Origin of the sequence: Massilibacterium senegalense (genome assembly GCF_001375675.1) — a bacterium.
GTDB lineage: Bacteria > Bacillota > Bacilli > Bacillales > Massilibacteriaceae > Massilibacterium > Massilibacterium senegalense.
The window spans coordinates 118,229-132,892 of sequence record NZ_LN831786.1; the positions used below are offsets into that span (position 1 = coordinate 118,229).

At 35.7% G+C, this 14,664-nt stretch carries 10 protein-coding genes; 9 read left to right on the top strand and 1 reads right to left on the bottom strand.

Annotated features, from left to right (window positions below):
* Nucleotides 1-607 precede the first annotated feature (607 nt).
* The 6 genes from addA (at nucleotide 608) to BN1372_RS04020 (ending at nucleotide 8,799) form a co-directional block, all read left to right on the top strand.
* Nucleotides 608-3,067 carry a helicase-exonuclease AddAB subunit AddA gene (addA, locus tag BN1372_RS03995; protein WP_062197569.1) on the top strand — a complete coding sequence of 820 codons (2,460 nt, stop codon included), beginning with the start codon at nucleotides 608-610 and terminating at the stop codon, nucleotides 3,065-3,067.
* A gap of 304 nt (nucleotides 3,068-3,371) precedes the next feature.
* Complete coding sequence (locus BN1372_RS04000) at nucleotides 3,372-4,958, top strand: long-chain-fatty-acid--CoA ligase (protein WP_062197570.1); 1,587 nt, start codon at nucleotides 3,372-3,374, stop codon at nucleotides 4,956-4,958.
* A 127-nt stretch (nucleotides 4,959-5,085) separates the two neighbouring features.
* Complete coding sequence (locus tag BN1372_RS04005) at nucleotides 5,086-5,757, top strand: hypothetical protein (protein ID WP_062197571.1); 672 nt, start codon at nucleotides 5,086-5,088, stop codon at nucleotides 5,755-5,757.
* A 15-nt stretch (nucleotides 5,758-5,772) separates the two neighbouring features.
* Nucleotides 5,773-6,933 carry an efflux RND transporter periplasmic adaptor subunit gene (locus BN1372_RS04010; RefSeq protein ID WP_062197572.1) on the top strand — a complete coding sequence of 387 codons (1,161 nt, stop codon included), beginning with the start codon at nucleotides 5,773-5,775 and terminating at the stop codon, nucleotides 6,931-6,933.
* The gene (locus BN1372_RS04015; RefSeq protein ID WP_222704668.1) at nucleotides 6,917-7,597 is read left to right on the top strand and encodes an ABC transporter ATP-binding protein; all 681 of its coding nucleotides are present in this window, start codon (nucleotides 6,917-6,919) and stop codon (nucleotides 7,595-7,597) included. The genes BN1372_RS04010 and BN1372_RS04015 overlap by 17 nt, the downstream gene beginning before the upstream one ends.
* Nucleotides 7,594-8,799, top strand: coding sequence for an ABC transporter permease (locus BN1372_RS04020; RefSeq protein WP_062197574.1), 1,206 nt, complete (start codon nucleotides 7,594-7,596; stop codon nucleotides 8,797-8,799). The genes BN1372_RS04015 and BN1372_RS04020 overlap by 4 nt, the downstream gene beginning before the upstream one ends.
* Before the next feature lie 82 nt (nucleotides 8,800-8,881).
* Here the strand turns inward: BN1372_RS04020 and BN1372_RS04025 are convergent, their stop codons facing one another.
* Entirely contained in the window at nucleotides 8,882-10,642 is a 1,761-nt protein-coding gene (locus BN1372_RS04025; protein WP_062201080.1) for a B12-binding domain-containing radical SAM protein, read from the bottom strand.
* Nucleotides 10,643-10,753: 111 nt separating this feature from the next.
* On the opposite strand from BN1372_RS04025, the gene BN1372_RS04030 reads away from it, so the two are divergent.
* From BN1372_RS04030 to BN1372_RS04040, 3 genes are all read left to right on the top strand, one after another.
* Nucleotides 10,754-11,641 (top strand): fumarylacetoacetate hydrolase family protein, encoded by an 888-nt coding sequence (locus BN1372_RS04030; protein WP_062197575.1) that lies wholly within the window; start codon nucleotides 10,754-10,756, stop codon nucleotides 11,639-11,641.
* Between the two features lie 142 nt (nucleotides 11,642-11,783).
* The gene (locus BN1372_RS04035; protein WP_062197576.1) at nucleotides 11,784-12,140 is read left to right on the top strand and encodes a DUF1516 family protein; all 357 of its coding nucleotides are present in this window, start codon (nucleotides 11,784-11,786) and stop codon (nucleotides 12,138-12,140) included.
* Between the two features lie 512 nt (nucleotides 12,141-12,652).
* Nucleotides 12,653-13,954, top strand: a complete 1,302-nt coding sequence (locus BN1372_RS04040) for a hemolysin family protein (RefSeq protein WP_062197577.1) — start codon at nucleotides 12,653-12,655, stop codon at nucleotides 13,952-13,954.
* The last annotated feature ends 710 nt before the right edge of the window (nucleotides 13,955-14,664 follow it).

A 14,664-nucleotide genomic window follows, 5' to 3' on the forward strand; every position in this document is an offset into this window, starting at 1 on the left:
ATGGTTATAAGCTCGGTGAAGTCGGTTGAGAGTTGCCGAAACGGTCATGCCGTCGAAAGTCTTTTAGAGGTAAAAGATGCAACCTATAAACCGGGGGTCTATAAAATCTCTATGGTGAGAATGATGCGTGATATCTGACGAAGTTCTGAATGTACGGCTCTATAGGTATATACATTAGAAATGATGTACGAAGTTAGTGAGGTAAAGTAAAACTTGTCTTTATGAAATACCTTATAATGTTACAGGCATTATCAAGCTAACAGGGCTAGAGGAACCACCTAAGGGGATACATGGATAGATAAAGCTATTGGAACGTGGAAAGCTGACAACGTGGAAGACTTACTTTCTAATGAAACGGTGCAAGGGAAAACATAACTTTGCTTTATGTTAGTGAGAGTGGTGGCATCGTACTAATGAAGCAATGATAATAAGTTGTGGAGGGATAGCCACTAGTCTTTTTACAAAAGGAAACAATGTGGTGATGTAACTTGTTCTTTTTGTAAAAGGATGGAACGCCGTATGCTGGGAAACTCGCACGTACGGTGTGAATGGGGGGAAAAGCTAGCGGGTTTTTTACTCAAAAGTTGACCTATCCATATCGAATTTAGTGCAAGAAGCCATTATTCGTCTCGTTTCGAAACCGGACGAAAAAGCAGGAAATTTATTTATGGTTGGGGATATTAAGCAAAGTATTTACCGGTTTCGATTAGCGGAACCGACGCTTTTTATTTCTAAATACAAACGGTATACGTCAAGAAATGACACGGGTCTTGTTATCGATTTAAATCAAAACTTCCGAAGCCGCAAAGAAATTTTATCTAGTACGAATATGATTTTTGAACAAATCATGGATGAAGACGTCGGGGAAATGCCGTACGATAAACAAGCTGCTCTTTATTTTGGCGCTTCCTATTACGAAGAAAAAGAAATAACCAACGAGCTGTTGCTGATTGATATGGATGAAGAAAAAGTAACGGTAGAAGATGAAGAGGAGGAAGATTTAACAAAAATCCAATTAGAAGCTCGGATGATTGCTAAAAAAATTAGTGAATTAATGGAAAAACAAGAAAAAGTATTTGATAAATCGTTAAAAGCGATGCGACCTATTAAATTTCGCGATATTGTCATTTTATCTCGTTCAGGACAAGTGAATTCTCCTATTGTAATAGAAGAGCTAAAGCAATTTGGGATTCCAGCATATGCAGATTTATCGTCTGGTTATTTCGAAGCAATGGAAGTGGCCATTATGTTGAATGTGTTAACAATCATTGATAATCCGTATCAAGATATTCCATTAGCTAGTGTGCTTCGTTCTCCTATTGTTGGGTTAACGGGAGAAGAGTTGGCACTTATTCGTATTGAAGGAAAAGAGCGTACTTCTTATTACGAAGCAGTAAAAACATATTTAAAAATTCGTCGTTCCGGTAGCGAATTGTATACAAAACTAGATGCGTTTATGAAGAAAATAGATCATTATCGCGACTTAACGCAACAAATGTCCCTATCAGAATTAATTTGGTTTATTTATCAAGATACCGGCTATTACGATTTTGTCGGAGGAATGCCAAATGGCGTACAACGTCAAGCAAATTTACGTTTATTATATGACAGAGCTCGTCATTATGAACAAACGAGTTTCCGTGGATTATTTCGCTTTTTACGCTTTATCGAACGTTTAAAAGAAAAAGGTTCTGATCTAGGGGTTGCTCGTGCATTAGGAGAGCAAGAGGATGTTGTTCGAATTTTAACGATTCATAAAAGTAAAGGATTAGAGTTTCCGGTTGTTTTTATCCATGGACTAACGAAACAATTTAATGAAATGGATACGCGGAAAGCTGTACTTCTTCATAAAAATCTCGGTATCGGTACGTATGTCATCGATCCCGAAAAACGGATGAAGTATGAAACGTTGCCTTTCCAATTAGTGAAAAAGGCGATGAGAAAAGAAATGATTGCCGAAGAAATGCGAATTTTATACGTTGCATTAACGCGAGCAAGGGAGAAACTCTATTTAGTTGGTGCGGTAAAAAAAGTAGACAATGAAACAGAGAAATGGAAAGAAACTTTGACGACAGAGCAGTTTTTAGCAAAGGGAAAGCGACAAAGTGCGAAAAGTTATTTAGATTGGATTGCCCCGTCTATGATGCGTCATCCGTCCGGTATTGAAACATTTGAAATAGATCCGTCTTTTCAAAAATATGACGAACCGAAATGGAACATTGAAATTGTGCCTCAAGAAGAACTGTTTGAAGCAAAACGAGAAAAAAGTGTACAAGATGACTGGTTAGAAAAGATTCAGAAAAAAGAACGTCTCGTATCGAGTAAAAAATGGAAGGAAGAAATTACGAAGCAGTTATCCTATCGTTATCCTTATGTAGAAGATACACAATTTTTAGCGAAACAATCGGTAACCGAATTAAAGAGAAACCAAGCATTTATCGGCCATGATGGTGGCGATGAGTTCGTGAAACCACCATTTGCTCCTATCGTTGACCGACCGTTGTTTATGCAACAAAAAATGTTGACATCTACGGAAAAAGGAACGTTAATGCATTTAGTGATGCAACATCTTCCAATTGAAAACATAAATACAAAGGAAGATTTAGAACAATTTATTCAACAATTAATTGAAAAAGAAGTCATTACGCTAGAACAGGAGCAATGGATTAATCGTACGTACATGATGACGTTTCTCGAAAGTGATTTAGGAAAAAGGATGCGTCAAAATGTTCATACGATGAAACGAGAGTTACCATTTAGTTATACCGTAAAGGCAAAGGAAATTTATAAAGATATTCATTCGGAAGAAAAAGTGTTAATCCAAGGGGTAATTGATGCTATTTTTGAAGAAAATGGTCAATATATTATGGTGGATTATAAAACGGATAACATTTCGGACCGATTTAAAGGTGATTTTCAAGCTGCCTTACCAGTATTGAAAAAACGATACGAAACGCAAGTTCGAATGTACCGAGAAGCAGTAGAGAAAATTGTGCAAGTAAAAATAAACGAAAGTTATCTTTACTTTTTTGATGGGGGCTATTTAGTAAACATTGAAAATCTATAATATTTTTCCTTCGTCGAGACGATAGGTAGGAAAATAAAGGGTGTAGTGCGTGGTGCTACACTCTTTATTTTTTTTGAAAAAGAAGGAAAAAATACGGATAACACGAATAATAAAAAAAGAGTCTGTATGGCAAAAAGAAGTATGATTATATTAAAATTTTCTACTTCTACTTTATTTTTTCTACAATAAACTAAAAAATCCTAAAAAATAGTTCTTTTTTCAACTTTCTTTTGTTATAATACAGGCAATAATTAATTTTGTATTTTATAACAGCGTGAAGCATTTTTGTAAGGAGGAGAGAAGGATGTACGTACCATTAGTTTTAACTCAATTTTTAGATCGAGCTGTCAGTTTGTATGGTGATAAGGTTGCGACAATTGATGATGAAAGAGTTTTTACGTATCATGAATTAAATGAACGCGTGAATCAATTATCACATGGTTTACAAGCGTTTGGGGTACAAAAAGGAGATCGTATAGCTTACTTAACACCGAATACAGTAGAAATGTTAGAAGGTTTTTACGGTGTTTTTCAGCTTGGAGCAATTATGACTCCGTTAAATATTCGTCTTAAACCAGAAGATTATCTGTTCATTTTAAATCACAGTGAAAGTAAAGTATTATTTGTAGATGACGAATTAGTGTCGTTAATTGATCCGATTCGCAATCAATTAACGACTGTTGAAAAAATTATCGTTCATTATAAAGAAGAATCAGATGCCCAAGGATTAGCTTATGAAGAATGGTTAAGTCAATTTCCGAAAACTCCGTTTGACCGTGTAGAGATAGACGAAAGAGATATCGCTTCTCTTTTATATACAAGTGGGACAACAGGAAATCCAAAAGGGGTTCTGTTATCTCATCGTACGAATTATATTCATGCGTTGCAAGCGATGCACCATTTACGTGTGACGGATGAAGACGTCATACTTCACGTTTTACCAATGTTTCATGTAAACGGTTGGGGTTCTCCTTTTTACTATACAGCAAACGGCGCAACTCACGTTTGTTTACGAAAAGCATCAGCTGAACTTATTTTTGAAAAAATCATCAATCATAAAGTAACAGTGATGCATATGGCACCAACTGTTTTAAATAGTTTATTACAACATCACGAAAAGCATCAGCAGCAAATCGAACAAAATGTGCGGGTCGTAATCGCAGGTTCTGCTCCGCCTCCTTCTTTTGTAACGAGAGTGGAAGAAGAATTAGGATGGGAATTTATTCAAGTGTACGGAATGACGGAAACAGCACCAATCATTACGATTTCGCGAGTGCGCTCTACACAAGCAGATCGTTCGAAAGAAGAAAAAGCAAAAATTAAAGCAAAAGCAGGTCATCCAGGCATTACTTCTCTCGTAAAAGTAGTCAATGATTTTGGCGAAGAGGTAGCACACAACGGGAAAGAAGTTGGAGAAGTAATTACACGAAGCAATTGTGTCATGGAAGGATATTGGAAAAACCCTGAAGCGACGATGGAAACAATTCGAAATGGCTGGTTGCATACAGGAGATATGGCTACGATTGATGAAGATGGTAATCTTGATATTGTCGACCGGAAAAAAGATGTGATTATTAGTGGAGGAGAAAATATTTCTTCCATTGAAGTAGAAGGGGTATTATATGAGCATCCGTCCATTTTAGAGGCGGCAGTAGTAGCGGTTCCACATGAAAAGTGGGGAGAAACACCTCATGCGGTTGTAGTGCTTCGGGAAGGTCACTTATTAACAGAAGAAGAAGTAATTGCTTTTTCACGAACGAAGCTAGCTCATTTTAAAGCACCTACATCTGTTACCTTTGTGAATGAATTACCAAAAACAGCGTCCGGAAAAATTCAAAAAGTTCATTTGCGTAATGAATTTTGGAGTAAAAGGGGTCGCCGTGTAAATTAAGTAAATAGAAAAAAGTCGTATCAAATGTGCTTGATACGACTTTTTTTTGTAAAGAGTCGAAAAAAATGAACGTTTTCTCTTTTAGGAACGTTTAAGATAGTGAAGTAGTTGAAAAGGGGGCAAGCGATTGGTACATAATGTGCACGTATGGAAAGTATTTTTGACACCGAGAAAAGAAATTCGTCAAATCCATCAAGCAGATGAAGTAAAAGGATATGTAAGTCGTTTCATCGGTCTTGTGTTATGGGTTAGTTTGTTAGCGGCAGTTAATTTTTACTTAGTGTTATGGAGTACGAATACTACACAAGCTGAGTTGGATGCAATGGGATTTGGGGATATTAATGTACATGAGACTATTTTATTTTTGTCTTTTGTTTTTATGATTATATCAATCGTAGCTAGTCTTTTTGTTTTTGGGCTTTTTTTTCTAACATTGTTTGTTTTTTTTAGAGAAATCAAGACCGTGTATAGTTTCATTATTATTCTTTTCGCACTAACTATTTCAAGTGTGCAATTATTATTTGAAATCCCACTCATTCTTTTATTTGATTACAATCCGCTAGATTACACCGTGTACAGTACATCTGTCATTACTAGGCAGTTTACAGATTCCATAGGAATTAATATATTTGCTAATTATTTTTCTATTTTTACCATTTGGGAAGCTGTTATTTTATTTTTTGGATTACGAGAATTTTCAACGAAACGTACAGGAACGATTATTGTTTTTATTATTGTGATGTATGTTTCTGTCTTTTTTATGATGACGCAATTAGATTTAATGACAATGAAAGCATAAAATGGAGGGAAAAAAATGAAAAAGAAAAAATGGTTGTGGATTACAATTGGGGTTGTTGTATTTATTGTAATTGTAGGATTAGTTGCTACAAAAGCGATGCGTGGTGGAAATACGGCCGCAGGCGATATTAGTCATGTTGAAGTAGCAAAGGTAAAAAATGAAGATGTGTCTGAATCTATTTTAGTAACGGGTGTCGTGGTACCAGAAGATGAACAAAAAGTATATTTAGATCCAGAAAAGGGCGATATTAAGGAATTTAAGGTGCAATTAAACCAAACGGTATCGGCGGGAGATCCACTGTTTGTCTATGACGGAAAAGCTGCTCAATCCGAATTAAACCAAGCAGTGCGCTCAAAAGAACTATTACAATCACAGAATAAATCAGAGCAAGATCAAATCAATCAAATTGCGAGCCAAATTACGCAAACAAAAAATGAAGGACAACCACAAGAAATCATCAATGAATTAATGAACCAAAAGCGTGAAATAGAACGCCAACATCAACAAACAAAAAATGAAATTACAACGACTCAAGAGCAAATTAATGTAGCAAATAGTAAAGTTGCAGACTTAACAGTAAAAAGTAAAATCGATGGAGTAGTTGTAAAAATAACGAAAGATGTAGCAAAAACAGACGGAGCAGGGCAAGAACCAGTTATTCATATCGTTTCGAATAAACCTTTTAAAGTAAAAGGAACTGTATCAGAATCTGATACAACTAGAATTCAACCAGAGCAATTCGTAGAGATTACAACAAAATCACAAAAAGATAAAAAGTGGAATGGAAAAGTAGAATCGATTTCTCAGTTTCCAGAAGAATCAGGAGAGCAAATGACAGAAGGACAAGGAGCAACCAAATATCCATTTACAGTAGCGATGACGGATGATACATCAGAATTACGGCAAGGTTTCCACGTTACGATGAATGTAAAAGTAAATGGAAAACAAAAAGTACTTGCTATTCCAAGCGAATCGATTTTATATGAAGAAGAGGAACAATTTGTTTTTGTTGAGAAAAATAAAAAGTTGGAAAAACGTGCTATAAAATCCGGAGTGATGGGCGACAAATTTGTAGAAATAATCAAGGGGGTTAAAGAAGGGGAACGCGTAGTAATGAACCCAGCGCCAGAAATGTCCGATGGAATGGAAGTGAAGACGGTTGATGAAGTTAAGTAATATTACGAAGGTGTATAAAAATGGACCGTTAGAAGTTCCAGTTCTCCATGGTATTGATTTATCCATTGACGACGGAGAATTTCTCGCTATTATGGGACCATCTGGGTCCGGGAAATCAACGCTAATGAATATCATTGGATTTTTAGATACACCAACAGCTGGAACGTATGTACTAGATGAAAAAGAGATTACGGCTGAATCGGAAAATACGTTAGCAAAGTTACGTAATGAACATATAGGTTTTGTGTTTCAGCAGTTCCATTTGCTTCCCAAATTAACAGCGTTACAAAACGTAGAATTACCGCTTACGTATGCAGGAGTGAGTAAAAGTGAGCGTGTGGAGCGAGCAAAGGAAATGTTGGAAAAAGTAGGGCTACGTGAGCGGATGAATCATTTACCGAATCAATTATCTGGTGGACAAAAGCAACGTGTTGCGATTGCGAGAGCGATGGTCAACCAGCCATCCATCATTTTGGCAGATGAACCGACTGGGGCGCTAGATACGAAAACTAGTGCACAAATTATGGACCTTTTTACTGCTTTAAATGAAGAAGGGAAGACGATTGTGATCGTTACCCATGAATATGAAATTGCCGAATATGCAAAACGAATTGTCGTGATTCGAGACGGAAAAGTCACAGAAGATAGGAGGAATGACGAATGAACATATGGGAAAGTTTTAAAATGTCGTTATCCTCTATTTTAAGCCATAAATTACGCTCTTTTTTAACGATGTTAGGGATTATTATAGGTGTTGGTTCTGTCATTATCGTTGTTGCATTAGGACAAGGTGCAGAAAATGAAATCAAAGAATCTGTCGTTGTAAATGGAAAAAATGTAGTCGATCTTCAATTTACACAAGAAGAATCAGAAGATTCTTTTGGAGGAATGTATGTAGAAATGCCCACACTAACACAAGATGAAATTAATCTTTTAAAGAAGGGTCCACTTGTGAAAAATGTTTTCGGTTCAAATGATATGTGGGGAGAAGCTACCTTTCAAGAAAATAAAATGGACGTGCAAGCTCTTGGGATTACACCCGGATATATGGAAGCACAAAATGTGCAAATGATTTACGGACGTCCATTAACAGAAAAAGATCTTACAAGTACGAACAGAACAGTAATCATCGATGAATATACACAAGAAAAATTATTTAAAAATGAAGAAGAAGTGCTCGGACAAGTCATCGAATTAATGGGAGAACCATTTCGCGTGGTAGGTGTATATAAATCGATTGTTCCTGAAACATTTCGTTTTAACCAAGGACAATTTTTAATGAGTAACGAATTATTATCAGCAGTGTATAATATTCCTGAAATTAATACATTATCTATACAAGCGAAAAATCCAGATGATATGATGACTGCTGGTCAACAAGCTGCTGATCTTTTAAATCGAACAAAAGAAATCGAAGGTGGGTATTTCGAACCGTTTGATATGGGTGAAATTGAAGCAGGTATTCAAAGTGTTACACGGACAATGACGATGCTTATTGGAGGAATTGCAGGTATTTCTTTACTAGTAGGTGGAATTGGTGTCATGAATATTATGCTCGTTTCCGTTACAGAACGGACACGAGAAATCGGGTTGCGTAAAGCACTCGGAGCAACGCGTGGAAAGATTTTATTACAATTTTTAATTGAATCTGCCACCTTAACAACAATTGGTGGAATAATCGGTATTCTTTTTGCTGCAGGAGTTTGTGCACTTATTGCCATTTTTGCTCCGTTTACACCGGTAATTTCCATCCCGGTCATTATCGTTGGTGTATTATTTTCGATGTTCGTTGGAATTGTTTTTGGTGTTATTCCAGCCAATAAAGCTGCAAAATTAAATCCAATTGATGCTCTTCGTTATGAATAAACGAAAAGAAGCTACGATTCTATTAGTAAACAGTTCTTCTTGTGAAGGATGTTTACTAAGGAGGAGGTAGCTTCTTTTTTGATTAGATTGGTAGCAAATTTTTCATGTTCGTAACAAAGACTTGTGTTCCATTTTGTTTTGGTGAAAAGTAGCTAACGATTAAATGTTGTTCTCGTTTCATTTCTTTTGTTTCTAAATAATGAGATAAATCAAATGGAAGAACTTCAATCATCGTATGTTTATGCAATTCTTTTTCGGTTAAATGTAAATTTTCGAACGCTTTTCCTAATAAGGCTGGTTGTTCTGCTAATTGTCGTAAAATATTACTTTGTTCATGTCTTGTTAAGCTAAATGTCCACCATGGTTTTCGTGGTTTGTAGTTTTGACGTATGAAATAATCATATTTCATTAACCCTATTACAAGGTCAAGGTTTGCAAATGACTCGTTATTTAAAAAAGCAAGTAGTCTTGTAAATAAATCCTCTAATTGATGCCCAATTTTTGCCCAACCTTGCTTCTCCCAATATGCTCCGAATGATTGGAAGAAATCAAATGCTGTGTCAAATCCGAATTCGGTTAAATACAAAATGGTTTCATCCATTCTGTGATCATTCCAATATTTTTCTAACACATCTTCTACTTGTTTAATTTTAATAATATCAGCAAAAGATAGGACGTTATTCCCTAATATTTCATAAGGTGCATGGTTCATAAATGTGTAATCATGGTCTTTTGACCGAAGTCGTAAGCCAGTCCCACGTAGCATTTTTAAAAAGCCAAGTTGTAATTCTTCTGGATAAAAGGCAAATACATCATTAAATGTTTTTCTGAAACTTGTATAATCTTCTTCCGGTAAACCGGCAATTAAATCAAGGTGTTGGGTAATTTTACCACCTTCTTTCACCATATTTACTGTCCGAGCTAACTTTGTAAAGTTTTGTTTTCGGTGAACAAGTTCATTCGTATGATCATTGGTAGATTGTACTCCGATTTCAAAGCGAATTAATCCAGCTGGTGCGTGTGTATTTAAATAATCTAGGACTTCAGGACGCATAATATCTGCTGTAATTTCAAATTGAAAAACGACACCAGGACGATGATTTTCAATAATGAATTGAAACATTTCAAGCGCATAATCTCGTTTAATGTTAAACGTTCGGTCGACGAATTTAATCGTTTTTGCACCGTGGTCCATTAAAAATAATAGTTCTTCTTTCATCCGTTCTTTATCAAAGTACCGTACCCCAACTTCAATAGAAGATAAGCAAAACTGACAACTAAACGGACAACCACGACTCGTTTCAATATATTGGATTCTTTTTGGGATAGCCGTTACATCTTCTTCAAATCGAAACGGGGAAGGAATGGTGTTTAAATCTAATTTTTCTTGTGGGGGGCGCATGATCACATTTTCACCGTCGCGGTAATAGATTCCGTTTACTTTTTGCATATTTTTTTCCGTCTGTATTTCCGTTAGTAAATCTTTAAACGTTTTTTCCCCTTCTCCAACAACGATATAGTCAACTTCTGGAATACGTTTCATCCAATCATCGCTATCATAAGAAACTTCCGGTCCTCCTAGAATAATGGTAAGCTCTGGTTTTATTTTTTTTAACATTTCTATGATTGGAATCGTTTGTTCAATGTTCCATATGTAACAACTAAAGCCGATTACATCTGGATTTTTATTGTATAAATCCGATACGATATTCATCACGGGGTCTTTAATTGTATATTCAGCCATTTCTACGTCAAATTCAGGAGCTGCGTAAGCTTTTAAATAACGAAGCGCCAAACAAGTGTGGATATATTTGGCATTTAATGTCGTAACGACCGTTTTCATTTTAAATAAGTCCTTTCTATGATTATTTTTTGCTATCATTGTATCATAATAGTGAAAAACATTGACGGATGCAAACATTTGTTTGTCATCTATTTTTAAAGGAGGAAAAGAATGAAATTATTAACAGTGCAATATAAAGGAGAAACCATCATTGGTGCGTTAGTTGAGGAACACGTGATTGATTTACAAAAATCTAGCGAAATAGTACACTGTGCGTTTCCTTATGACACGTTATTAGAAGGAATAGAAGCGGGAGCTGTTTTTATTAAGCATGTTACTCAATTGCTAAAAGAAGTGGAAGCAAAAGGTGGAGTGACATATCCTGTGTCAGCTATTACCTTTTTAGCTCCTATACCGAAGTGGAAGAAAAATATGATGTGTGTCGGAAAAAATTATGCACTTCATGCGATTGAACTAGGAAGTAAAGACGACATTCCAGAACATATTATGATGTTTACAAAAGCGCCGACCGCTGTCAATGCGCATAATGCAGTCGTACCATTACATGAAAATGTGACGAACATGTTAGATTATGAAGGAGAATTAGCGGTTATCATCGGAAAAACAGTACGGAACGTGTCAGAAGCGGAAGCAATGGACGCTGTCTTTGGGTATACTATCGTAAATGACTTAACAGCAAGAGATTTACAACAACGTCATAAACAATTTTTTATCGGAAAAAGTTTAGATGGAACGGCACCAATGGGACCAGTGATTGTAACAAAAGATGAAATAAAAGACCCACATCATCTCTCGATTCAAACAAAAGTAAACGGGGAGCTTCGTCAAGATGCGAATACGGGACAATTTATTTTTTCGATTCCAACTATCATTTCCACATTATCTAAAGGAATGACATTAGAACCAGGGGATATTATCGCAACTGGAACGCCTGCTGGAGTTGGAAAAGGAATGAATCCTCCTGTGTTCTTACAAGAAGGAGATGTTATAGAAGTGATAATAGAAGGGATTGGAACGTTACGTAACGAAGTGAAATAAAGCGCTCTCATGAATAGTAAGAAAAAATTCCACATCATAGAAATAAGAGTAGGGATGTGCAATAATCCCCACTGATGGGAGATTTCTTTATCTACTATTTAAATCATGATAATATAGAAAAGACGAAAAGGAGGATGATAACATGTTACATGGTCACGTTACAGGTTGGGCATTATTAATCATTTTATTTATTGTCGCTGGTATTTTAGCGAAAAAAGGAAATGAAAAAGGAACAAAAGTTGTGCAAATGATTATGCGTGTGCTCTATTTAGTCGTTATCGCAACAGGAGTTGGAATTATTTTTTCAGCTAATTACGGTAGCTTAATAGCTCCATTAACGACAAAAATTGTGTTAGCGATTGTTTTAATCGGCTTAATGGAAATGACAATTCCAAAAATGAAACGCGGGGAAAATACCGGTTTATTCTGGGTATTATCATTTGTTATTTTTGGGGTCATTTTATATTTAGGATACAACGTCTTACCTTTAACATTTTAATAAAAGACAGCACCATCGAAACACGTTTGGTGCTGTCTTTTATTCAATATTTTACCATTTTAGTATAAAAAAAGAACCAGAGCAGTCCTCTGGCCTTGCCTCATAAAAGAGTCAAATCAAGGGTTTGATATTTGAGAAAATAGAAGAGTTCACTTATACAGACGTATAAGTTGATAAAAAGGTTTCCATTTCATCATAAAAAAGAAACAAATTTTTTTCAACTAATATGACAAAGATTATTTTAAAATTTACAAAAAATATAAAAATGCAATGAAATATTCGAAAATAGTGTGTAGTTGTAAAAAAAAATGGGTAAATAATAGAGAGAAAAATTCATAAGACGAGATGACCTAATAATAAAAATAAAAGGACGGAACACACCGTTGGTCGTTTTATTTCGGGTAATAGATTTACTTCGAAAAAAACGAACCGTATTTTTTTCTATTTTGCCGAAAGAATATGGTAAAATAAAAATATCTTTTTTAACTAAAATATAGGGGTGTGAATGTACGTTGGATGATTTGCCACTGAGTTTGTTTATAATGATGATTGGTGTGTTTGTTTTATTTGCTACTTTTTTTTCAATCGTTGAAGTTGCGATTACACACGCAAATCGTATTCGAATCAGAAATAGGGATGAAAAAGGAAAGTTTAATGAAAAAGCAAATTGGATAATGGAACATCAAGATGTGACCAATATGGCTATCGTAATGCTAAAAACAATCTGTAATACGATTGCTACTACATTATTTGTATTTTTTATGTTGCAACTTTTTTTCCACACAAAAGCATTTATTTTTAGTTTGATTTTTGCGGTATTTATGGTGTTAGTATTTACCGAGTTCATTCCTAAAATAATGGTTAAAAATCATGCGGAAACGATTGTATTAAAAACGAGTACACTAATCTACTGGATGACACAATTCATGCGGCCGATGCTTCTACCGTTTATACGAATAAATGAACGAATGAGAGCACAAAAAGATCCGAATCCTTCTGTGACAGAAGAAGAATTGAAAGAAATGATTGATATGAGTGAAGAAGAAGGAATCATTAACGAACAAGAAAAAGAACTTGTCCAAAGTGCGTTAGAATTTAATGACATCATTGTACAAGAAATTATTAAACCACGGATTGATGTTGTAGCAATCGATGCAAACCAATCTGTTGAAGAAATAAAAGAAGTGTTTTTAAAAGAACGTTTTTCCCGTTTACCTGTGTATGAAGGGGATATTGACCATATTATTGGGGTATTATCAGAACGAGACTTTTTTTCCGCCATTATTCAACAAAAAGAAGTGGATATTCGTTCGCTTTTAATGCAGCCACTTTTTGTTGTCGGTTCACAAAAAATTTCTGTATTACTGCCAGAACTTCAAAGACGTAAAACGCACATGGCAATTGTGATTGATGAATTTGGTGGAACGGAAGGTATTGTCACAATGGAAGACATCCTCGAGCAGTTAGTAGGAGATATTTGGGATGAACATGATGAAACGATAAAAGTGATGACACAATTAAACGAGAATCATTATTTGTTTTTTGCGGATTTTCCAATTGATGATTTTAAACAAGTGTTACAAGTAGAAATTCCAGAGGGAAACTATCATACGTTAGGTGGTTTCATTGTTGAAATGTTAGAGCATATTCCTTTGCAAGGAGAACAATTGCACTTCGGTCCTTTATTTATCACCGTGACAGAAGTTGAAAAACGAAGAATCCGTAAAGTAAGAGTAGAAGTGCAAAAAGAACAGGTTTCTAACGAACAAATGATAGGGAATCCTTCTTTGATAAGTGAGCCTGCAAACGGATAAAATCGTTTGTAGGCTTTTATTATGTGAGCCCAGCATGGGCGATAACTCGGTGGTGAAAGTCCACTACAGGCTTGGCAGTAGGAACTGTTAGCCAATAGCAAGGGAGTCCACCGTGAGGTGGACTCTGAAGGAAACTGGAGGTAAATTCTCAGAAACTATATATAAGGCTGCAGTGGGACGGACGAGTCTGCATATCAAGATAAAGTCCACTACTGCCTGAATCCCATACAGTAAATATAGCAGTTACATGAGAAGAAGGTTATCGCTCTTACCCTGGGAGGCAAAACATGCTCGTTTGAAACAAGATTTATCGTGAGAAGTCAGCAGAGGTCATAGTAGTTTCCACTGGAAATGAAGGAATGAACAATCTTAAATCTTGGAAAACAAGGGGTGTAAGCATCTCGCCTAAGCACAGAATACATCGTGGTATGAACCAAAAGATAGGCTACCTATGAAGAATAGGTTGGAAACCAAAAGGTACATAGGAGTGCGTAGAGATGCAGACATGGATATGAAAAAAAAGATGGTATCAACAATATCAATCTAATCAATAAAGTTATCGCAAACGAGAATCTTTATAGTAACAAAGGTGCTCACGGGATAGATGGAATTACCGTATATCAATTGAAATCACATATGAAAAAGCACTTTTAACCTCTCAGACAGAAACTTATGGGGGGACTTACGAGCCTCAGCCTGTTAAAAGTGTT

Excerpts from the sequence above, each read along its gene's own strand:
- BN1372_RS04000 (WP_062197570.1), top strand. The coding sequence starts at position 3,372 with ATGTACGTACCATTAGTTTTAACTCAATTTTTAGATCGAGCTGTCAGT.
- BN1372_RS04010 (WP_062197572.1), top strand. The coding sequence starts at position 5,773 with ATGAAAAAGAAAAAATGGTTGTGGATTACAATTGGGGTTGTTGTATTT.
- BN1372_RS04020 (WP_062197574.1), top strand. The coding sequence starts at position 7,594 with ATGAACATATGGGAAAGTTTTAAAATGTCGTTATCCTCTATTTTAAGC.
- BN1372_RS04025 (WP_062201080.1), bottom strand. The coding sequence starts at position 10,642 with ATGAAAACGGTCGTTACGACATTAAATGCCAAATATATCCACACTTGT.
- BN1372_RS04030 (WP_062197575.1), top strand. The coding sequence starts at position 10,754 with ATGAAATTATTAACAGTGCAATATAAAGGAGAAACCATCATTGGTGCG.
- BN1372_RS04035 (WP_062197576.1), top strand. The coding sequence starts at position 11,784 with ATGTTACATGGTCACGTTACAGGTTGGGCATTATTAATCATTTTATTT.